Origin of the sequence: Microbacterium sp. SD291 (genome assembly GCF_017355365.1) — a bacterium.
Lineage (GTDB): Bacteria > Actinomycetota > Actinomycetes > Actinomycetales > Microbacteriaceae > Microbacterium.
In genome coordinates this window covers 1-20,266 of record NZ_JADIJR010000016.1, presented here as the reverse complement: position 1 = coordinate 20,266, position 20,266 = coordinate 1, and the positions used below count along the sequence as shown (strand labels likewise).

20 protein-coding genes are annotated in these 20,266 nt (G+C 68.9%); 7 read left to right on the top strand and 13 right to left on the bottom strand.

Annotated elements, in window-relative coordinates; translation table 11 throughout:
* Positions 1-4: 4 nt before the first annotated feature.
* The 3 genes from IPV10_RS10440 to IPV10_RS10430 form a co-directional block, all read right to left on the bottom strand.
* Positions 5-982 (bottom strand): glycosyltransferase family 2 protein, encoded by a 978-nt coding sequence (locus IPV10_RS10440; protein ID WP_207483502.1) that lies wholly within the window; start codon positions 980-982, stop codon positions 5-7.
* Between the two features lie 72 nt (positions 983-1,054).
* Positions 1,055-1,807 (bottom strand): polysaccharide pyruvyl transferase family protein, encoded by a 753-nt coding sequence (locus IPV10_RS10435; protein WP_207483500.1) that lies wholly within the window; start codon positions 1,805-1,807, stop codon positions 1,055-1,057.
* A 151-nt stretch (positions 1,808-1,958) separates the two neighbouring features.
* Positions 1,959-2,600: a hypothetical protein gene (locus IPV10_RS10430; RefSeq protein ID WP_207483498.1), complete on the bottom strand. Its 642-nt coding sequence runs from the start codon at positions 2,598-2,600 to the stop codon at positions 1,959-1,961.
* A gap of 298 nt (positions 2,601-2,898) precedes the next feature.
* Here IPV10_RS10430 and IPV10_RS10425 point away from each other — a divergent pair, with 298 nt between their 5' ends.
* Both IPV10_RS10425 and IPV10_RS10420 read left to right on the top strand, forming a co-directional pair.
* Entirely contained in the window at positions 2,899-3,123 is a 225-nt protein-coding gene (locus IPV10_RS10425; protein WP_207483496.1) for a hypothetical protein, read from the top strand.
* Complete coding sequence (locus tag IPV10_RS10420) at positions 3,120-4,181, top strand: glycosyltransferase family 1 protein (protein WP_307861102.1); 1,062 nt, start codon at positions 3,120-3,122, stop codon at positions 4,179-4,181. The genes IPV10_RS10425 and IPV10_RS10420 overlap by 4 nt, the downstream gene beginning before the upstream one ends.
* Positions 4,182-4,238: 57 nt before the next feature.
* Here IPV10_RS10420 and IPV10_RS10415 read toward each other — a convergent pair whose 3' ends face one another.
* From IPV10_RS10415 to galE, 6 genes are all read right to left on the bottom strand, one after another.
* Positions 4,239-5,051 carry a polysaccharide pyruvyl transferase family protein gene (locus IPV10_RS10415; RefSeq protein ID WP_207483494.1) on the bottom strand — a complete coding sequence of 271 codons (813 nt, stop codon included), beginning with the start codon at positions 5,049-5,051 and terminating at the stop codon, positions 4,239-4,241.
* A gap of 47 nt (positions 5,052-5,098) precedes the next feature.
* The gene (locus tag IPV10_RS10410; protein ID WP_207483492.1) at positions 5,099-6,265 is read right to left on the bottom strand and encodes a glycosyltransferase family 4 protein; all 1,167 of its coding nucleotides are present in this window, start codon (positions 6,263-6,265) and stop codon (positions 5,099-5,101) included.
* Between the two features lie 2 nt (positions 6,266-6,267).
* The gene (locus IPV10_RS10405) at positions 6,268-8,007 is read right to left on the bottom strand and encodes a polysaccharide biosynthesis tyrosine autokinase (RefSeq protein ID WP_207483490.1); all 1,740 of its coding nucleotides are present in this window, start codon (positions 8,005-8,007) and stop codon (positions 6,268-6,270) included.
* Position 8,008: 1 nt separating this feature from the next.
* On the bottom strand, positions 8,009-9,421 hold the full coding sequence (locus IPV10_RS17325; RefSeq protein WP_207483488.1) for an O-antigen ligase: 1,413 nt from the start codon (positions 9,419-9,421) through the stop codon (positions 8,009-8,011).
* A gap of 140 nt (positions 9,422-9,561) precedes the next feature.
* A complete protein-coding gene (locus IPV10_RS10395; protein ID WP_207483486.1) occupies positions 9,562-10,710 on the bottom strand; it encodes a hypothetical protein in 1,149 nt (382 codons plus the stop codon).
* A 182-nt stretch (positions 10,711-10,892) separates the two neighbouring features.
* Positions 10,893-11,897 (bottom strand): UDP-glucose 4-epimerase GalE, encoded by a 1,005-nt coding sequence (gene galE / locus IPV10_RS10390; protein ID WP_207483484.1) that lies wholly within the window; start codon positions 11,895-11,897, stop codon positions 10,893-10,895.
* A gap of 39 nt (positions 11,898-11,936) precedes the next feature.
* On the opposite strand from galE, the gene IPV10_RS10385 reads away from it, so the two are divergent.
* Positions 11,937-12,878 carry a Ppx/GppA phosphatase family protein gene (locus IPV10_RS10385; protein WP_207483482.1) on the top strand — a complete coding sequence of 314 codons (942 nt, stop codon included), beginning with the start codon at positions 11,937-11,939 and terminating at the stop codon, positions 12,876-12,878.
* Between the two features lie 151 nt (positions 12,879-13,029).
* Positions 13,030-13,245, top strand: coding sequence for a hypothetical protein (locus IPV10_RS10380; protein ID WP_207483480.1), 216 nt, complete (start codon positions 13,030-13,032; stop codon positions 13,243-13,245).
* 13 nt (positions 13,246-13,258) lie between these two features.
* Here IPV10_RS10380 and IPV10_RS10375 read toward each other — a convergent pair whose 3' ends face one another.
* On the bottom strand, positions 13,259-13,738 hold the full coding sequence (locus IPV10_RS10375; protein WP_207483477.1) for a GtrA family protein: 480 nt from the start codon (positions 13,736-13,738) through the stop codon (positions 13,259-13,261).
* A 59-nt stretch (positions 13,739-13,797) separates the two neighbouring features.
* Between IPV10_RS10375 and IPV10_RS10370 the strand changes: the two genes are divergently transcribed.
* Together IPV10_RS10370 and IPV10_RS10365 are read left to right on the top strand one after the other, a co-directional pair.
* Positions 13,798-14,583 carry a glycosyltransferase family 2 protein gene (locus IPV10_RS10370; protein ID WP_207483475.1) on the top strand — a complete coding sequence of 262 codons (786 nt, stop codon included), beginning with the start codon at positions 13,798-13,800 and terminating at the stop codon, positions 14,581-14,583.
* Positions 14,580-16,031 carry a hypothetical protein gene (locus tag IPV10_RS10365; protein WP_207483473.1) on the top strand — a complete coding sequence of 484 codons (1,452 nt, stop codon included), beginning with the start codon at positions 14,580-14,582 and terminating at the stop codon, positions 16,029-16,031. The genes IPV10_RS10370 and IPV10_RS10365 overlap by 4 nt, the downstream gene beginning before the upstream one ends.
* Positions 16,032-16,111: 80 nt before the next feature.
* Here IPV10_RS10365 and glmM read toward each other — a convergent pair whose 3' ends face one another.
* Genes glmM through rplM form a run of 3 tightly spaced genes read right to left on the bottom strand, consistent with a single transcriptional unit; the run spans position 16,112 to position 18,466 of the window.
* Entirely contained in the window at positions 16,112-17,491 is a 1,380-nt protein-coding gene (gene glmM, locus IPV10_RS10360; RefSeq protein ID WP_207483471.1) for a phosphoglucosamine mutase, read from the bottom strand.
* Between the two features lie 14 nt (positions 17,492-17,505).
* The gene (gene rpsI, locus IPV10_RS10355) at positions 17,506-17,991 is read right to left on the bottom strand and encodes a 30S ribosomal protein S9 (RefSeq protein ID WP_207483469.1); all 486 of its coding nucleotides are present in this window, start codon (positions 17,989-17,991) and stop codon (positions 17,506-17,508) included.
* A gap of 28 nt (positions 17,992-18,019) precedes the next feature.
* Entirely contained in the window at positions 18,020-18,466 is a 447-nt protein-coding gene (gene rplM, locus IPV10_RS10350; protein ID WP_207483467.1) for a 50S ribosomal protein L13, read from the bottom strand.
* Positions 18,467-19,099: 633 nt separating this feature from the next.
* Here rplM and IPV10_RS10345 point away from each other — a divergent pair.
* Complete coding sequence (locus IPV10_RS10345; protein WP_207483465.1) at positions 19,100-20,098, top strand: hypothetical protein; 999 nt, start codon at positions 19,100-19,102, stop codon at positions 20,096-20,098.
* Positions 20,099-20,266: the final 168 nt, after the last annotated feature.

The following is a 20,266-nucleotide window of genomic DNA, read 5'->3' as shown; positions in this document are numbered from 1 at the left end:
CCGGCTACCGCCAGCTCTGTGAGACGCCGGCCGCGCGGTCCACAGGCCGGATCGAGGCGCAGAGCCCGACGACCGTGCCTGCCACGTCGACAGCCGCACGACTCACGCCTCCGGCGATCCCTCGGGCTTTCGCGGTCAGACCCCGCTTGCTCGGCCATCCGAGAACCCCGGACCATGACTCCTTAATCGCACCGCGCAGCGTCTTGCCGAGGTGCCGCGGGAGATGGGCATCGGTCCAGCCGAGCGTCGTCGTCAGAAGCAGGATGTGATTGCGCGCCCCGTAGAACCGATATCGGAGGTCGAATCGCTTGCCCTTGGCATACTCACCAGCGACGTGCAGCGCCGCGGCGCGGGGCGCGAAAACGATGCGGTAGCCGGCCTTCTTGACTCTGAGCGAGAGGTCGGAGTCCTCGCGGAGGCACGTCCCTGGGTAGTAGTCATGGATCCCGCCGATCGCGCGCAGCGCGTCGGTGCGCACCGACATGTTGGCACCCAGCATGTGGTCGGTCTCGACGATGCGACCGGGGTCGGCGCCGAAGTTTCCGGTGAGCGTGCCGTCGGCGAGGAAGCGGCCGATGCTGTCGAGTCCCTCCCGTTCCTCACCCGGCCGGTCGTTGTCAGCGCGCCCGCCCACAGCGCCGACTGTCGGATCGTCGTAGGCGGCGAGCAGCTCCGCGAGCCACTGAGGCTCGGCATAGGCGTCGTCGTCGATGAAGGCGACCACGTCCTCGACGGCATCCTGCACCCCGATGGCGCGGGACGCGGCCAGGGTGCCGGCCCCCAGATCATTGCGCCGATACTCGACGTCTTCGAACGCCGTGACCACGTCCCGAGTCAGGTCGTCCGGTGAAGCGTCCACGACGATCACCCGGCTCGGTGTCGTCGTCTGCCGGCGGATGTGCTCCAGGCACGTTCGCACGTGATCCGGCCGGCGGTAGGTGGCGATCACGACCAGTGCCGCACGCGTCGTCGACTCTCCCACGAATGTCCCCCTCTGAGTACTCGGCCGGCGCCGATCGGGCGGCCCCACCGCCTGTCACATGGTATCTCCCGCTCAGGACCGCGCCTGTTCGAGTGCCAGCCTGAACGGTGTGATCCGACGCGGAAGACTTCGCTTCAGATCGCTCAGCGCCTGTTCGAGCTCGGATTGCGCACGCGCGACCGCATCGCCGTCGGCGCAGCTCGCGAGCTCGTCGACATCACTCTTCGTGCGCACCGCCGCGAGATCGATCCGCCGGCTCCCTCCGCCGGGGAGGACGACGCTCTCGTAGTCGTGGAACTTGAAAGCGCCTCCACCGAGCATCGGCTCGGGCAGCGCCCACACCGCGGGGATCCCGTAGGCATCCGCCACGATCAATCCATGCAGCGAAGTGCTGATGACCGCGTCGGCCGCGCTGATCCGCCTGATGACTTTCTTCGGGCGATCGGTGACGTCGATGACGTATGCCGCCTGCCCGAGACGTTTCACAAGCGCATCCACCTCAGCGGAGCCTCGATGGCTGAAGTGCGGCACGATCGCGATCCTGCCGCTGAGAGGCGCCCTGCGAATTCCTCTCGACACCAGCAGACCCGGGTCGCCGAGTCGCGTGCTCCCGGCGAGTCCGAGCAGGTCTCGCGTCAACCGGCCTCGCACCGCGAGGACCTGTGCGGCGGGGATCTGCGTCGGCTGATCGTCTTGCATCTTCCCGCTGCCCCATACCCAGCCCTGGAATTCGGAGGGAACCTGCTCGAGGATCGAACCGACGCCGAAGAGCTCAGCGTCGGCCGCGCGAGTGAGGACCGGAGCGATGCCATACCTCGGAAGCACCAGACGGTTGATCTCATCTCCGAAATTGGGATGCCACGTCCACCAGTGGGCGCGAACAGGAGCGCACCGCGGGTACAGCCGCCTGTCCACGAGGTTTCCCGCTGCGCGCCACAGCAGCTTGGCCTTTCGGCGGATTCCGCGTCTCAGCATGTCACCGGTAACCCGCCTCGGTGTCCCACCAGTCCGACCGGTCCACAAGCACGTGATCTGCGTACTTGAGCGTCAACGGCTGCAGGATGTCGCCGAGCAGGTCCATCCACTCCAGCGGATACCCACTGGATCCGTGTGCCCCGTCGGCGGGGAACTCTTCGAGCGCGGGCGCCGCATAGTCGAGGACGCGATCGACCTCCCTGAGCCATTCGGCTGTGAGCGGCGTATGCGACCGCGCGACGAGCACGACGCTCGAGACCAGGTCCTGGTAGTACCGCCGGAGGTGCGCGCCGAGCCGACCACGATTGTTGCCCGTGAAGTACGGACTCGTGAGTGCTGTTCCATGCAGCCACGCGTCAGACTGCTCGAGCGTGTCGAAATGCGGGAGCCACGAATCGAGCAGAGGTTTGATGTCGCTGTACCCGCCGCCATGGTGGTGGAGGAAATACGCTCGCAGGTAGTCCGCCCGGTGCGTGAACGAAAGATGCTCGTAGGCAGGGTGCAGCGGGAATCCATCCACGAGATGGTCGTCGAGATTCTCAGGAGTCACCAGCACCACGGGGATATCCCGGTTCACTGCGACGAGCCTCTCGAAGCCGGCCCGGCGATCGGCGCTCATCGGGTTCGACCCCGTCCAGAACACCCAGATCCTCCGAGGAAGGCGACTCGCGCCTCCCAGCTCCGACGGCGGCAGTCTCTCGAGGAAGGTGTGCGGATACTTTCCGTAGGAGAACTCCCCGGGAATGATCCTGGCGGCCACAGCGTATCGGGCGCGCGTGATGGCATGCCGCGCGCCGGAGTCATGCCATGCTCGCACCCACCGCGTGACCATCCGCTTCACTGGTTGCGATTGTGCCATCGATCCTCCTCAGCCCGGGCTCAGAGTAGCAAGGCCGGCGAGCAGCGGCATACTGTTGTTCGACCCCTGAGAGAAGGCTCGAATGAAGCAACCCCGCGTCGGCGGCCTCGATGCGCTGCGCGGTCTGGCCACTGTGGCCGTCTTCGTCTGTCACTTCGCAGCGTACTGGCCGGGCATCGGACTGCCGCGCCAGGTCATCTCCGCCACTCACGTAGGCGCGCACGGCGTCGATGTGCACTGGGTTGCGCTCGCATTCGCGACAGTTGTCGTGCTCCTGCATCGTCTCGGCGGGACGATCCAGCCGTGAGCGCGCCACGATTGTCGATCGCGACGATTGCGACAGCGGCGCCGATGGGCGCCCAGGCATACGAGCGCCACATCATCGCACGAGCGGCGAACGCCCTGACGTCGCTGTCCGGCGACACCTGGCGAGTGCGAGAGCTCGTCACGCGATCCCTGAGGTCTCCTCTGACAGGAGACCGGCGCCTGCCGATGGGGTACATCGCGAAGGCTCCGGTCGCCGTCCGCCGCGAAGCCGGGCGCCTGCTGTATGCCGGTGACACCGTGTCGCACCGGATGTCACTGGAGCTGCCGCCGGCACCGCGCGGCGACGTCGTCACGCTGCACGACATCGTCGCCTGGCGCTTCCCGGACGAGTCCGCTCCCGTCCCGGCGGCCATCGCCGAGCTCCGTCGAGCAGCGGCGGTGATCTGCGTCTCCGAGTTCAGCGCACAGGAGGCGATCGATCTCATCGGCATCCGCGATCCGCACATCGTGCACAACGGCGTGGACGATCCTTACTTCGATGCGGCCCCGCTCGAACGGAGTTCGCTGATCGGACTGGGGCTCGACGGTCCGTACGTGCTGCACGCGGGCGGGGCCGCTCGCCGCAAGAACCTCGAGGCGCTGGCGTCCGCCTGGCCGATCGTGAGGCGCGAGCGTCCCCACCTCGAGCTCGCCCTCAGCGGGCCGCCGCATCCTCGGCGGACGGAGCTCTTCGACGGGATGCCGGGCGTCCGCCTGCTCGGACGGCTCCCTTCGGAGCTGATGCCGGGGCTGGTCGCAGCCGCCGACGCGATCGTCGTTCCGTCGTTGTACGAGGGCTTCGGACTCCCGGTGCTGGAGGGCTTCGCCGCGAACGTCCCGGTGGTCGCCGCCGATACATCCAGCCTGCCCGAGGTCGCAGGGTCCGCGGCCCTCCTCGTCGCACCGGATGCAGCGGCCATCGCGGCCGGGATCATCGATGCGACTTCCGGCGATCCGACGATCGCGAGGATGATCGCCGAGGGCCGGAGTCGAGCCGCCGGGTTCACATGGGAGCGCTCGGCCGCCGCCCACGCCCGAGTGTGGGAGTCGGTGTCGTGACGATCGTCCTGGCCTGTGGAGTCCACGACGGATGACCCCGCATCGGCCGGCCGGCGATCACCAGCCCGCGATCGCGGATTCAAGACCGTCAGCCAGGTCGGCGACGGTGGATGCATCGGCACGACGCGCAAGACGCACGACATCGTCCAGAGAACGCAGATCCTCGAAGGCCACGAACCTGCTGCGACCCGGCGTGACGGCCGCCTCGTAGTCGCGGAACTTGAAGTCCCCGCCGCTCAGCGGCGGTTCCAGAACCGTCCACAGCGCAGGGATGCCGTAGGAATCGGCCGTGATCAGTCCATGCAGCGATGTGGTGAACACCGTCCTGCTCGCGGCGATCTCCGCGATGGCGCCAGGGGCGCCCTGGTGCACATTGACCACTCGCACCCCGGATGACCCGGAAGCGCCAAGCGCTGACCCCATCAGTCTCGCGAAACCCTCGTGTCCACGGTGATGCCCGTGCGGAACCGACGCGACTTCCCAGCGTGGAGCCGGCTTGCGAAGCCACCTCGACGCCAGCAGGCCGGCATCGCCGAACACAGTGGACGACGTTCCGATGCGCTCGGCGGTGAGAGGGCCCCGCACAGCCAGCACCTCGGCATCCGGAAGCGGATACGGAGCATCCTCCATCAGTCCGGATCCCCAGATCGCGCCGTCGAAAGCTCGGGGCAGGAATTCCAGGACGCTGCCGACTCCCGCCAGCCGAGCAGTGGAGGGCGAGGAGTACCTCGGCACCAGCCCGTACCGCGGAAGCAGCCACGGCGTCAGAGCGTCGCCGAAGTTCGGGTGCCCGTCCCACCAGAAGGCCCGCGCCACACGTCGCTCGCGCCACACCGCGGGCTGCAGCGCCGCCTGCCCGAACCGCCGCATCTGCCGCAGGCGACGCCTTGTCGTTCCTTCATACCTGAATCGCGAGGTCACGACGCAGCCCTCGGCTCGGTCAGCTTCGCGTAGTGACGTTCGTATTGCGCGACGACTCCACCCCAGCTGAAATCCGCGACGCGCGCTCGTCCCGCCGCGCTGAGGGTCTCGCGGAGATCGGCATCGGCCGTCACGCGCTCGAGAACGGCCGCGAGCGCGACCGCATCCTCCGGGTCGACCAGCACGGCATCGCTGCCGTCAGTCATGAATTCGGAGGCGCCGCCACGGGACGTCATCACCAGCGCGGTTCCCGCCCGCCAGGCCTCCAGCGCGACGATGCCGAAGGCTTCCGAGCGGCTCGGCACGACCATCGCCTCCGCTGCGGCGACCAGAGTCGCGACCTCCGGCGGCGTGCGCCAGCCGAGAAGATCGACTCGCCCACCGAGCCCGAGGTGCCGGATCTGCTCCTCCAGTCGCCCTCGTTCGGGCCCGTCACCGACGATCACGAGTCGCACCTCGGGATCGATCCGCCCGCCGGTGACAGCAAGCGAGAAGGCTGTGATCAGCAGATCAATCCCCTTCATCCACCCAAGACGGCGCACGGCGACGATGTACCGACCCCCCGGTGCTTCGCCTTCGGGGATGACGTCCAGATCCACTCCGTTGACGACGATCTCGCCCCCGACGAGCCCGAACCGGGCTCGCAGGTCGCTCAGGACGAACTCCGACGGCGCGGTCGTCACCGCGGCGCGTGCCAGCGCATCCCGCAGACCACGTCGCAAAAGCGCCGACCGATCGAACACGGATGTGTCATCGCCGTTCGTCTCACCATGCGACGTCACGATCAGCGGGATGCCGAAGCGCCGGTGCAGCGCCAGCGCGTACAGGCCGTTCGGGCCGAAGCAATGCACGTGCAGCAGATCGGGACGCAGTCCGCGGCGGGCCCGCGACCAGAGCCGCCACGCGCGCGGTGCCCGCAGGACAAAGCGCCACAGGTCGGGGAGGGAACGTGCCGGGAGCGGAGTGGGGAGGTACCGGACTTCGATCCCGTGCCCGAACGGCTCCTCCGGGCGCGCCCCTCTGTCCACCGCCCATACCTCGACGCGATGTCCTCGCGCGGCCAGTTCTCGGGCGAGTTGAGCGACGTGCTCCTCCACCCCGCCGATATGCGGGGCGAACGAGGAGGCGATCAGCGCGACCCGGAGCCTGTCGGCATCCGTCACATTCAGTCCCGCTCGGGCCGGCGGCGCGGCGCCGCGCCGTCGTCGACCGGAGTGCTCGGAAACAGGTCCTCGAGTGCGAGCGCTCCCGTGTCCGGAGCGACATCCATGACGGTCGTCGATCGGCGCTGCTCCGCGTTCGTCACGGTGGAGCGACGGACGGGCGCCGCCTTGCGCTTCGGCCCCGGGACGTCGACTTCACGGGTCGGCGACTCGGCAGGAGGAGCGTGAACCGCGGTCTCGGCATACGCCGGTTCGGCTGCCGGTCGTGCGTGAGCGGGTTCGGATTCCGGAGACTCGGATGCCGGGTCCGTCGTCGGCGACGCCTTGCGCCGCCCGAACGGTCCCCTTCGCTGCTCCCCGGAGGACTTGTACTCATACGAGTAGGCGGACGAGTCCACCCCTGACGCCGGGACCCTGTTCAGCACGACTCCCAGCACGCGTCCGCGAACCTTCTCGAGCGACGCGAGCGAACGCTCGACGAGGTCGTACGTCGTCTTCCCTGCCGAGACCACGAGGAGCGCGCCGTCCGCCTGGTGCGTCAGCACAGCGCCATCCGTCACTGCGAGAAGGGGCGGCGCATCCACGATGACCGTCGCGTGAACCGCCAGATCTGCGAGGAGCTGCCGCATCCGCTCCGAGCCGAGGATCTCGCTGGGGTTGGGCGGGATGGTGCCCGCTGTGAGCACGACGAGGTTGCTCGGTCCCCGCTGGGCGACGTCTTGGATGTCCGCGCGGCCGGCCAGCACGTCGGTCACGCCGGCACCACCGGGCAGGCCCATGGTCTTCGCCACCGTCGGCCTGCGCAGGTCGCCGTCGACCAGCACCACCGGCGCACCCGCCGCCGCGAGTGTCAGCGCGAGGTTGGCTGCGACCGTCGACTTTCCCTCACCCGGGAGGGCACTGGTGACGACGATGATGCGTGGCGGCTGATCCACGTCCATGAACTGCAGGTTCGTGCGGAGCACTCGCAGCGCCTCGCGCACGGCGAACCCGCCTCGCCCGCCTGCGCCGGTGTCATCGGCGGCGACCAGGCGGTTGTCCCCCGTGAGCTCGTCGACCTTGGGCAGCGTGCCGACCAGCGGGACTCCGAGGCGCTGCTCGACGTCGTCGCTCGGGCGGACCCGACGATCCGACACCGCTCGGATCATCGCGAAGGCGATACCTCCGCCGACGCCGAGGACGCCGCCCACGAGAAGCGCGGATCGCAGATCCGGGAAGGTCGGCTCCTGCGGCAGCGACGCCGACTGACCGAGCACGATCATGACCGGCGAGCTCTCCGCTGCCCCGGTGCCGTCGAGGTTGTCGATCTCGGCGACGAGTCCGCGCATCCACGCCTCGGCCAGATCGCGTGCCTCTGTCGGTGTGGGACCACTCGCGGTGATCGTGAGTGTGGACGTTCCCTCGGGGTTGTCGACCGTGATCCGCCGGACCAGCTCCTCGGGGCTCACCGTCAAGCCCAGTTCCTCGCCCGCATGCTGGGCGACGCTGCGCCAGGTCGCGAACTCCTTGTACTGCTCCACCTTCGACTGGGCGTAGTTGTCGTCGGACTGGGGCGACGACACCAGCACCTGCCCGTCCTCGCCCATGACCGCACGTGTCTTCAGATAGCCGCTCGCGCTGGCCTGGTAGACGGGCGTCTGGATCGATGACCACCCGTAGGCAACGCCGAGGCCGACCGCCGTCATCAAGATGATCGCGATCCAATGCCGCCGCAGCCCGCGGAGATAGTCCCGGATTTCCATGTCAGCCCCTCGTGTTCCCCTGAACAAGTCGATCATACGCATTGGCCCGGCGCGGAAGCCGCGAAGCCAGGCGCGCCTCCTTCGCGACGGTTCGCGCGCGCTTGCGGTCTGCGGCCGTCACGCGCTCCCGCCAGTACGACGTCTCACCTCCCGAACCCTCGACGTGAAGAGCCTGCGCTCCGAGACAGACTCCTGCGATGAAGAACGGAATGGACACCTGCGCCGAGACCCAGAACAGGTCGAACTGCGCCTGGACGATCCGCGCCAGGACGGACCCGAAGGCGAGCATCCCGAACGCAGGTGAGACCCGCCAGAGGACGACGATGAACCCGAGCCACATCGCGCCGAACCCGAGGAGGCCGACGATGCCCGTCGATGCCACGACCTCCAGCTCGGCCTGCGGCGGCTGGAAGTCCGCCGACGGATGCACGTACCAGTACCGCAGGCCGTGTCCGAAGATCGGCTCGTGCTTCCACAGCGCGTACACCTCCCGTATCCAGTCCAGTCGCTGGTAGACGGAGTTGAAGCGGTTCTGCGATTCGATCTGCTCGATGACGCTCTGCACGACGAGCACGGCCGCGGGGATCGCGAGCAGCACGATGAGCACGCCGTGTCGAGAGACACCCTGCCGCAGGTTGTGGATCAGCAGCACGATGATGAGCCCGATGGCCGCCTGACGGGACTGCGTGAGAAGCAATGCGCAGAGAAATGCCCAGAACAGCGGCACCATCCACCGCCGTGGCAGCCGCGCCCACTCGGGATTGACATAGGCGAGGAACGCCGCGAAGGCGAGAGCGCCGCCCGCGAAGTTCTTGTGCATCGGCCACGGCCACGCCGGATACACGCTCCCGAACCCGCCGCCGGCGAACTGCACGACCGCAGTGCCGAACGTCCCCAGCGCGATCACCGCGGCCATGCCGAGAACCAGCGCGAATGCGGCGCGAGCGAACCCGGCCCTGCCCAGCCCCCAGCCCATCACCATCGCACCCGAGATGAGAAGCCAGGCGTGGAACCACTCCACCGTGTTCTGCGGGTACGGGTTCACGATCACGGTGAAGAGGCTCGTGAACTGATAGATCATGTTCAGCCAGAGCATCGCCTTCATCGGCGGACTGAACCCGCCCCTGCTGAGGAGGATGACCGACCCGAATCCGGCGGCCAGTGCGGCGTCCGACACGGTGAGACCCGACGCGCCGACGCCGAGCCGCTCGGTGACGAGGAGTGCCGGTGTGGCCATCAGCGCAAGTGCCATCGGCTGCGACCAGGTGAACACGACGCCGATGATGAGCGCTGCGAGCGCAGCCGCGGTGACGGCGCCGTTCGCGATCCCGCGGTCGAGGAGCAGATACGCCGCCGCCGCGACGCCGAGCGCGATCAGCGCCCAGCGCCAGATGCCTGCCCACCACTCAGGCACGACGTCTCGCAGGCGCGAGGATGCCCTGCCGAACCAACCGCCCATCGCCCAGCCCCCTCTGAATGCTCCAGTATCCCACCGGCAGAGCCGTCACGCAGTGGATTCCGCCGCCGGATCGCCCGGCCCCGCACCCCGGATCCTCACGGGGTCGGAGGATCCGGCGTCGGCTCCGGCGTGGGCTCGACCGGAGGCGGCGGGGTGACCGGAAGCGGGTCGGCCGGCGGTGGTACCACCTCGCGGGCTTCCTCCCCCCGGTCATCGGCCGCCTGCTCGATCGCGCGGGCTTCGTCTGCGAGCAATGCCGCCACCGCGGCGACGTACGCCTGAGTCTCCGCCTCCCCGGGCAGATCAGCGGTGATCGGCGCTGCAACGGCTGCGCCGCCGGCGGTCACCGCGACGCGGAACGATTCTTCAGCATTCCCGTTCTCACCGACCACGGACGCGGCGTGCGCCGGGAACGAGGCGAGGAAGGAATTCCAGGCGGTCGCGAACTCCGCAGACAACCGCGTCAGCTCGCCCTCCGCCTGCTCGGCTCGGATGGCGAGCGCCTCGACGGCCTCCCGTTCGGACTCCACCTCGCTGAGCTCGGCGGCGATGGCGGATGCTGACCCTGCATCCAGATCGCCGCGCTCATGCAGATCCGGAGGCGCAGGAAGCGCCACGCCCTCCACTCCGGTGCGGTACGAAGCGGCGGCCGCCGCAGCGCCCGCTCTGGCGGTCTCGTCCGAGGCGCCCGTGACCGCTGCGACCACGGCATCGGCGCGCCCGATGAGCCCGAGCGTCCGATCCTTCGCCTCTGTGATCCGGATCAGTGCCGCATCGAGATCTGCACGAGCATCCGCCAGCGCATCATCACTCGCTTCCAGCGCCGTGAGGGCCGCCTCGTTCTCGTCCTGCTCGGCCCGCTCCATCGTCTGCAGCACCGCGACCGCGACGACGAATGCCAGCGACAGCACGACGGCCGCCACAGCCAGCCAGATCACGGGCCTGCGGAACCAGCCGGTGCGGACGGCGCGATCGGCGGTCGTCTCAGGCGCGTGCTGCACCGGAACTGCATCCGCCCGCAGGACCGCTGATCCACCCGGCCGCGCCCTGCGGGTGAGGTCGGGGAACGCCACCTCTTCGACCGCACGCTCGCTCTCAGCGCGCGCGGAAGCGGACTCAGCCGCGATCCGTTCGAAGAGGGCGGCAGCACCGGACGCGAAGTCGGGTGTCTCCCCGTCTTCGGCGCGTCTGCCGGCCGTCTGCCCGGCGAACAGATCGGCGAGGCTCCTCTTCGGCTCGTTCATCGGACCCCAGCGATGCGACGCGGTGCCAAAGCACTCGAATCGGCGGCGATGCGGCCACCGCCCCAGCGGGCGACCGCTTACACACCGGATGACCGGTGCTCCTGTCGAGAATACTGCGCATCGCTGACCCGAATCGCAAATACCGGGATACTGGGACGTCCGGGAACTCTGCCGATCGGGTGTCAGTCCGCCGTCGCCTGACGCCATCTCCAGTCGTCCCGGCAGGCATCGGCGAGCGTCAGCTCCGCGGTCCACCCCAGTTCACGCGCGGCCTTCTCGACGTCCGCGAACGCGACGGCCAGGTCACCGGGCCGGCGCGCATTCAGCCGATACGGGATCTCCCTGCCCGAGGCATCCCCGTAGGCGCGGATGACGTCGAGAACGCTGGCCGGCTCGCCGGTGCCGAGGTTCACCGCGTCGAATCCGGGAGCGAGCTCCTCGAGAGCGCGCACATGCCCTCGCGCCAGATCCTGCACATGGACGTAGTCGCGCTCGCCCGTGCCGTCCCGCGTCGGGTAGTCGGTGCCGAAGATCGACACAGAGTCAAGGATGCCGCCGGCGACCTTCGCGACGACCGGCATCAGGTTGTTCGGCACCCCGAGCGGATCCTCGCCGAGGAGCCCGGAAGGGTGTGCGCCGACCGGATTGAAGTACCGCAGCGCTGTGCACCGGAACGACGGCTCCGCCGCGCAGACGTCGCGGAGGATCTCCTCGATCATGTACTTGGTCCGGCCGTACGGATTGGCGATGCCCGCCCCCACCGCACCGTCTTCAGCGAGCGGCATCGTGCCGGCCGAGCCGTACACGGTGGCGGAACTGGAGAACACCATTGCATCGATGCCGTGCGCGCTCATAAGCCGGAGCACGGCGAGCGTGCTCGAGAGGTTCACGTCGTAGTAGCGAACCGGATCCGCCACCGACTCGCCGACCGCCTTGAGGCCGGCGAGATGAACGACGGCGTCCACCCGCCCGTGTGCGGCGAGGAACTCGGAGACGGAGGCCTCATCCCGCACGTCGGCGACCAGGGCGGGGATCGGCATCCGGGCCAGCTCGCGGATGCGTTCCACGACGCCGCCTCGGGAGTTCGACAGATCGTCGACGATCAGAGGCTCGTGACCGGCAGCCGCCAGCGCGACAGCGACGTGCGAACCGATGAATCCGGACCCACCCGTCAACAGCACACGCATATGCGCCCCCTTCTTCCCAGGTACGAATAGTCTCATACGGTGCGCTTGGGAGTTATCGACATCGGTTCCAACACCGTCCACATGCTCGCCGCCGATGTCCGCCCCGGAGGACGACCCCTGGCGACGACCAGCGACCGCTCGGTCCTCCGGCTGATGCGGTACCTCACCGACGACGGCGCGATCACCGAGGAGGGCGTGGTGGCGCTCGAGACCGCGGTCGCCCGCGCCAGGGAGGTCGCCGAGACCGAGCGCGTCGACGCCCTGCTCGCCACCGCCACCAGCGCGGTGCGCGAAGCACGCAACGGCGCCGAGGTGATCGCCCGGATCGAGGCGGCGCTCGGCCAGCCGCTGCAGGTGCTCGACGGCGAGACCGAAGCGGAGTTGACCTACCTCGCCGTCCGCCGCTGGTTCGGCTGGTCGGCGGGACAGATCCTTCTGCTCGACATCGGCGGCGGCTCGCTCGAGATCGCGGCCGGTGGGGAGGAGGCGCCGGAGGCGGCGGCATCCGTTCCCCTGGGAGCCGGCCGGATGACGGTGCAGTTCCTGCCGCACGACCCGCCGGGCGAGGCGGACGTCGAGAGCCTGCGCGCGCATGCCGCGGCCACACTGGAGCCGGTGCTGGCCAGGTTCATGGCGCTCCCCCGCCCCGACCACGTGGTCGGGTCGTCAAAGGCGATCCGCTCGCTCGCGAGGCTGGTCGGCTACCCGGTGCCCGGTTGGTCGGGCAGCGAGCGGATGCTGCTGCCACGAGCAGCGCTCGGCTCCTGGATCCCGCGGCTGGCGCGGTTGCCCGCGTCCGCACGCCAGGAGCTGCCCGGCATCACGCCCGACCGCACCTTCCAGATCGTGGCCGCCGCGGTCTCCCTGCACACCGCGATGACGTCGCTCCAGGTCGACGAGCTCGAAGTGTCGCCGTGGGCGCTGCGCGAGGGCGTGCTGCTGCGGTACATCGAGCAGCTCGGCTGGAGCGAGCGCGGCTGAGGCAGTCTCCCTTCTCACTCGCCCTGCACGAATCGAATGGCGGGCGAGCTATGCACAACCCCCGTCAATCGAGGTATCGTCCATCGCCTCACTCCGCCGTGCCGGCATAACGTCGCTGGTGAAGACCCGCGCGTGCGGGCAGAATGGGGGCATGTACATGTCGGCCGAGCTCATTGCGATCCTGACCCTGGGTGTCACGATCGTCGTCAGCATGCTGGCCGGATTCGGCTGGGTCGTGCGACGTGTCGACGCCGTGGATTCCCGGCTCGGGCAACGGATCGACCGGCTCAGCGATGAGATGACCGAGGTCAAGATCGCGATCGCCCGGCTCGAGGGTCCGCCGCGGCATCTCTCATTGAGTCGCTGACACCGCAGACGGGCTAGGCAGACTCGGTCGTCTCGTCCTTCGATGCCTCGTCCGTCGCCTGAGGGACCCGGAAGACCAGCTTGTGGTACAGCACGAACCGCACCAGCACGACGATCACGATGCTGATGAGGTTCACGACGTTCACGATCACCGGGCCCGGCATGCGACCAAGTGCCGCCTCCGCGGCCTCGACTCCCAGCCACACCAGCAGCGCGCCGAGGCCCGTGCAGGCCGCGTTCGTCAGCAGGAACAGGACGAGCTCGTTGACCCGCCCGCGACGGTCGCGGTGCCGGAACGTCCACTCGCGGTTGCCGATGTAGGCGTTCACGAGCGCGACGAGCGACGCGATCACCTTCGCCGAGATCACGTCGAAGCCCCAGGCGTAGACCAGCAGATTGAAGACGCCGACCTCGATCAGGGTGCTGATCGCGCCGACGACCAGGAAGCGGCTTCCGACGCCGGCCAGCCGGCGCAGTCGAGAACGGAAATTCATGATTCAACTAGGCTACTTGCTGAGAACTCCCGTGCCCGCCACAGCCGTCTAGGAACCATGTGACCCTCCACCGAATCGCCATCGTCATGCCTGCATACAACGAGGCAGAGGGCATTCGCGGCTTCATCGACGAGGTTCGCGAAGCCGTCGCACCGCTTGCGGACGAGGTGACTTTCCACATCGCGGACGACCGGTCGACGGATGCCACTCCCACGGTGTTCGACGACGTCCCCGACGTTTCCGTGGAGGTGCAGGCGGAGAACCGGGGGCATGGCCCGACCGCGCTCTCGGCGTACCGGCTGGGACTCGCGTCCGAGCCCGACGTGATCGTGCACGTCGACGGCGACGGGCAGTTCCACGGCTCAGACTTCCCCCGTCTCATCAACGCGCTCGTCCGTGAGCACGCGGACGTGGTGCACGGCATCCGCGACGGCCGCACCGACCCCTGGTACCGCAAGGCGCTCACCGCCGCGGTCGGCGTCATGATCGCCTTCGCCGCCGGCCGCCGGGTGCCCGATGTGAACACGCCGCTGCGCGCCTACCGCCCGGAGGCGTTGCAGGCACTCCTCGACGCGGTTCCGGCCGACGCGTCGGTGCCGCACGTGCACTTCTCCCTCGCCGAGGCGCGTTCCGGCTACACCGTGCGGTACGTGCGGGTCGCGAGCATCCCGCGCCGCGGCGAGTCGACGCAGGGCACGATGTGGGGGCGCGCCGCGGGCGTGCGGCTCCCTCCCAAGCGGCTGCGCCAGTTCGCGGCATCCGCCCTGCGCGAGGTGTGGACGCTCTCCCTGCGCCCCTCCGCGCCCCTGCGCAGCATCCGTCGACCGGAGCCAGCGACGTCATGACCCGGGCCCGCACAGTCCTCTTCTGGGCGGTTGCGGTCGCGCTCGTGATCGGCCACGCGATCCTCGCCTGGCACAGTCTGGTGTCCTGGCGGTTCTGGGAGGACGAGGCGCTCAATCTCACCGTGCCGCGCAACCTGCTCGACGGACTCGGCTACGCCAGCGACGGCGCGCTCTCCGGATCGATGATCACCCCGTTCGACCCGCGGATCTCGACCGGGCCCGTGGTGCTCCTTCCGGTCGCTGCGGTCCTCGCCACGGGGATCGATCCGGTCATCGGCGCGCGGCTCGTCCCGCTCGCATACTGGCTGCTGCTGCTGGCGGGGCTCGGCGTGCTCGGCAGCAGGATCGGCGGACGCTGGGCCGCCGTCCTCGCCATCGCCGTGCCGCTGGCATTCACGACGAGCGCCGGCTTCTCGCCGATCCAGGGCCCCGCCGACCTGCTCGGCGAGATCCCCGCAGCCGCGCTGATCGTCTGGGCGCTGATCGTGCTGCCTCGACGCGCGTGGCTCGCAGGGCTCCTCCTCGGACTGGCGATCCAGGCGAAGCTGATCGCGCTGCTCGCGCTGCCCGCGTTCGCCGTGGCCCTGTGGGTGCTCTCCGACGGCACCGGGTGGGCGCGGTTCCGCGACCTGCTGCGCCGCTCGTGGCTGCCGATCCTGCTCGTCGGGGTGCCGACGCTCCTGGTCGAGCTCGGCGCGCTGATCTCCCTCGGACCCGCCGGATTCGTGCGGCACCTTCGGTCCCTCGGGGGATTCGTACTCAGCGGCGGCCAAGGGAACGCCGCGACCTCGGCTCTGCAGAAGGCCGGTACGCTCGCCGACTCGTGGTCGCTGCCCGCCGCCGCCGCCGTGGTCGGTGCGATCATCGCCGTCGGTCTCGCGGTGGCCGGCATCGTGCTCCGATGGCGCGACGCGACGCCTGCAGACCGCCTCGTCATCGCGTACGCGCTGGCAGCCTTCGTCGGAGCCCTCGCATTCGTCGGATGGTGGGCGACCGCATCGCGCCTGCCCCTGTGGGTCCGGCATCCGGCGCCCGGCGTGTTCGCGTTCTTCCCGATCATCGCCGCCGTCGCGGTGTGGGCGGCCATCCGGATGCCGCGCCACCCGGTTGTGCGCATCGCCGCTGTCGTCGCCGCAGGCGCCCTCGCCGCGATCGTGGCCGCGGGCTCTGTGCTGCACGTCGCGGCACAGTTCGCGCCGCGGCCCCTCACGCTCGATCGTCAGCGCGCCGAGATCGCGCCGCTCGCCGACTGGGTCGCCGAGAACGACATCGAGTGGCTCGCCGCCGAGCCGTGGGGTGCCGCGGTCGCGCCGATCGTCCTGAGCGGCGCGCACGTCGGCCTGTTCGATGCTCCCGCCATGAAGGACGTGCCCCGGCTCACCGGGCTGGACTGCCAGACCGAGACGCTCGTCGACGGCGGCATGTTCCAGATCTGCGCCGCGCCGTAGCCGGGCGCCGCTCCACCGTCAGACACAGAACCGGCCGGACGCTGATCTCTCAGCATCCGGCCGGTTCTCTGCTGTTCGCGTCAGACCGTTTCGGCTTCGGCGCGGAGCGCGAGGCGCTGCCGCACGACCTCAGCGAGGTGCTCGGCGTGGCGCTGCACCGACTCGGCGTCGGCCGCCTCGACCATCACGCGCACGAGCGGCTCGGTGCCGGACTTGCGCAGCAGCACGCGCCCGGTCTCGCCGAGCTCCGCCTCGACCACGCGCACGGCCTCCTGCACGCCCTCGTCGTCGTCCACGGCGTCCTTGTCGACACCTCGCACGTTGATCAGGACCTGCGGGTAGACCTTCATGACTCCTGCGAGCTCTGCCGCGGACTTGTTCTGGCGTGCCATCTCGGCGACCAGGTGCAGGCCCGTGAGGATGCCGTCACCGGTGGTGGCGTACTCGCTCATGATCACGTGACCGGACTGCTCGCCACCGAGGGCGTAGCCGCCCGCGTTCATGTCCTCGAGGACATAGCGGTCGCCGACGGCCGTCTGGCGCACGGCGATGCCGTGTTCGCGCATCGCGACATGCAGACCGAGGTTGCTCATCACGGTGGCGACGAGAGTGTCGTCCGTGAGGTGACCGCGCTCCTTCATCGAGACCGCGAGGATCGCCATGATCTGGTCGCCGTCGATGACCCTGCCCTCGGCATCGACTGCCAGACAGCGGTCGGCGTCGCCGTCGTGGGCGATGCCGATGTCGGCGCCCAGGCGCACGACAGCATCTGCGAGCTGGCCGAGGTGCGTCGATCCGACACCGTCGTTGATGTTCCAGCCGTCGGGGTCGGCGCCGATCACGGTCACCTCAGCCCCCGCGTCACGGAACGTCTCGGGCGACACGCCTGCGGCCGCGCCGTGGGCGCAGTCGAGCACGACGTGAAGGCCGTTGAGGCGGTTGGGCAGCGAGCCGAGCAGGTGCACGACGTAGCGATCCTCGGCATCCGAGAACCGGCTGATGCGTCCGACGCCCGCGCCGGTGGGGCGCAGCATCTCCCCCGCCATGGCGGACTCGATTCGCTGCTCGACGACGTCGGGCAGCTTCACTCCGCCGCGGGCGAAGATCTTGATGCCGTTGTCAGGCGCCGCGTTGTGCGACGCCGAGATCATCACGCCGAAGTCGGCGTCACGGTCGGCGACGAGGAACGCGAGCGCAGGAGTCGGGATGACTCCGGCGTCGAGCACGTCGACTCCCGAGGACGCGAGCCCTGCGGAGACGGCTGCGGTGAGGAAGTGCCCGGAGACCCGAGGGTCGCGGGCCACGACTGCGGTCAGGCGCTTGCCCTCGGCCTTGCGAGCCTCCGCAGTACGGCCCTGGCCCAGGACGACAGCAGTCGCCTGGGCCAGGGTGAGCGCCAGGTCGGCGGTGAGGATGCCGTTGGCAAGTCCTCGCACGCCGTCCGTGCCAAAGATCGGCATCGGAGCAGTGGACCTTAACGCTTCGAGTACTGAGGCGCCTTGCGGGCCTTCTTGAGACCGGCCTTCTTCCGCTCCTTGACGCGAGCGTCACGAGACAGGAAGCCGGCCTTCTTCAGGGTCGCACGGTTGTTCTCGACGTCGATGCCGTTGAGAGAACGGGCGATGCCGAGACGCAGCGCGCCGGCCTGGCCCGAGGGGCCACCACCGGAGATGCGCGCGATGACGTCGTATCCTCCGGCGAGGTTGAGGACCGTGAACGGGTCGTTGATCAGCTGCTGGTGCAGCTTGTTCGGGAAGTAGTCCTCGAGCGTGCGGCCGTTGACCGTGATCGTGCCGGAGCCGGGGATCAGGCGCACGCGGGCGATGGCCTGCTTGCGACGGCCGACAGCGGCACCCGGGACGCTGAGCACGGGGCGGGGAGCCGCCTCGACTGCTTCGGTCTCGGGAGTCGACGTCGAGAAGTTCTGGAGGTTTTCGGTGGTGTCCTGGATGTCAGCCACGAGTATGTCCTTTAAGTCTTTACGGCGCTTACTGGGCGACCTGGTCGAGGGTGTACGTCTTCGGCTGCTGAGCGGCGTGCGGGTGCTCGGCACCGACGTACACCTTGAGCTTGGTCAGCTGCTGGCGGCCGATGCTGTTCTTGGGGAGCATGCCACGGATGGCCTTCTCCACAGCGCGGACCGGGTTCTTCTCGAGGAGCTCGGCGTAGGTGACCGACTTCAGGCCGCCCGGGTAACCGGAGTGGCGGTAGGCCAGCTTCTTCTGGAGCTTCTGACCCGTGAGCGCGACCTTGTCGGCGTTCACGATGATGACGAAGTCACCCGAGTCGATGTGGTTGGCGAAGGTGGGCTTGTGCTTGCCACGCAGGAGCGTAGCGGCGTGCGAGGCCAGGCGGCCGAGAACGACGTCAGTGGCGTCGATGACGACCCAGTCACGCTGGACCTCGCCGGCCTTCGGGGTGTAAGTGCGCGTCACGATAGTGCTGCTTTCTTGTTCGAACGGAGAAGTTCGTGAATCCCACTCCGGGGTGGTTCTTCCCTACAGGGATGAACACGCCAGTGGAGGGCTCACGTTCGCGGCACTCGGCAGTCGAGTACCAAAGAGACAGCTTACGTCATGGGACGGGCTTAGGCCAAACCGGGGCGGCGGGGGCGGGGCCTGCTGCGCTCGGCCGCCGGGGACCTCACGTTGCTGCCTCGCCCGCTCGCAGCCGACCATCCGAGGTCCCCGAGAGCGAGAGTTCCCGTCCCCGCGCCCCGGTGCACGCGCCGCGGACCTCACATCGCCGCCTCGCAGCACCGGTCGGCACGGCGCAGACCTCGTATCGCCGCCTCGCGCGCTCAAACGCGACCATTCGAGGTCCCGGATGCCGCACAACGAAGCCACAGCTTCTCGTGAGCCCCCGCCGGGTACCCCCAATCGCCGCCTCGCGCGCTCAAACGCGGCCATTCGAGGTCCTGACCGGCCTTCGCCACCTTCCCTGCGCCTCAGGCATACGACTCTCCACTTCGACTGCACCGTCGCGGAGGCGGGCCGGGTTCCGCACGGGGGCCGGAGTATGCGTGATCTCTGCAGATTCCGTCGGCAGCGAGCGAGCAGACTTCGACGATGACACATCCGCGGCCACTTCCCACCGGACTCGGCAAGCACTTCTCGACGGCTCAGGCGCTGGCCGCGGGCGTCACGAGGCGGCGTCTTCGCGCGAAAGACCTGCCACGTCCGTTCCACGGAGCACGATGTGGTCCGGCATCCGAAGGCGAAGACGACGAGGACGAGCGGAAGAGTGCGAAGGAGGATACGAGTCCACTCGCGATAGACCGCGAGCGGCGGGCATCCACGCTTGAACTGGCAACGGCGTACTCGACGGTGATGCCGGCGGGCAGCTTCTTCGTCGGGCGAACCGCGGCCTGCCTGCACGGCGCTCCGATAGATCCCGGAACCGAGCTTGAGGTGGCGGCCTTCCTCCCCGGCCATGGTCCGCGAGGCCGCGGCATCCGCCCACGAAAGGTCGCACCGCACCTCGCGACCATCGTCGAGGTCGAAGGGCTTCCGGTCTCGAGCCCCTCGTCGACCTGGGCGATGCTCGGTCGCGACCTCCTCGAACGCGAGCTCGTCATCGTGGGCGATGCGCTGGTTCGGATCCCGCGAGACAGCTACGGTCGGCTGCGTCCCGCGGAGCAGCTGACCACGATCGCGCAGCTGAGGGCGGAGGTGGACGCAGGCCCCCGCCCGCCCAGCACGCGTCTGCTGCGCATCGCTGTCGTGCAAGTTCGAGTCGGAAGCGCTTCTCCGCCCGAGACCGAGTTTCGCCTGGACGCCGCGGCTGCCGGATTGCCGACGCCGATGCTCGACTACGAGGTTCACAACTCCGCTGGCCGAAGAATCGGAATCTCCGAGCTGGCGTTTCCGGAGTTCCGCACCGTCGTGGAAATTGAGGGCGATCACCATCGAGTGTCGAAGACGCAGTGGCATCGAGACATCTCGAAGTACCGAGACTACGAAGATGCCGGCTGGCGCGCCGTGCGGCTTCCGTACGCACAGGTCCATGATTCTCTCGTCGGCGTCTCCATTGTCGGGTCCGTACTGCGCCAGCGTGGATGGCGGTGATGCTCGCCGCACGGACCCCGAACAGCCGCGCCGCACCCGCGAAGACGACCACCTTAGGACCCCACCGGCGACTCTTTGAGGAACCACCGACCATGGAGCCCCAGCACGGCACCACGCCAAGACCCCGCGGATCCGAAGTCGCCGCGTTGCGTCCTCACAGACGACCAT

Excerpts from the sequence above, each read along its gene's own strand:
- IPV10_RS10425 (WP_207483496.1), top strand. The coding sequence starts at position 2,899 with ATGAAGCAACCCCGCGTCGGCGGCCTCGATGCGCTGCGCGGTCTGGCC.
- IPV10_RS10415 (WP_207483494.1), bottom strand. The coding sequence starts at position 5,051 with ATGCGGCGGTTCGGGCAGGCGGCGCTGCAGCCCGCGGTGTGGCGCGAG.
- IPV10_RS10405 (WP_207483490.1), bottom strand. The coding sequence starts at position 8,007 with ATGGAAATCCGGGACTATCTCCGCGGGCTGCGGCGGCATTGGATCGCG.
- IPV10_RS10395 (WP_207483486.1), bottom strand. The coding sequence starts at position 10,710 with ATGAACGAGCCGAAGAGGAGCCTCGCCGATCTGTTCGCCGGGCAGACG.
- galE (WP_207483484.1), bottom strand. The coding sequence starts at position 11,897 with ATGCGTGTGCTGTTGACGGGTGGGTCCGGATTCATCGGTTCGCACGTC.
- IPV10_RS10380 (WP_207483480.1), top strand. The coding sequence starts at position 13,030 with ATGTACATGTCGGCCGAGCTCATTGCGATCCTGACCCTGGGTGTCACG.
- IPV10_RS10375 (WP_207483477.1), bottom strand. The coding sequence starts at position 13,738 with ATGAATTTCCGTTCTCGACTGCGCCGGCTGGCCGGCGTCGGAAGCCGC.
- IPV10_RS10365 (WP_207483473.1), top strand. The coding sequence starts at position 14,580 with ATGACCCGGGCCCGCACAGTCCTCTTCTGGGCGGTTGCGGTCGCGCTC.
- glmM (WP_207483471.1), bottom strand. The coding sequence starts at position 17,491 with ATGCCGATCTTTGGCACGGACGGCGTGCGAGGACTTGCCAACGGCATC.
- IPV10_RS10345 (WP_207483465.1), top strand. The coding sequence starts at position 19,100 with ATGACACATCCGCGGCCACTTCCCACCGGACTCGGCAAGCACTTCTCG.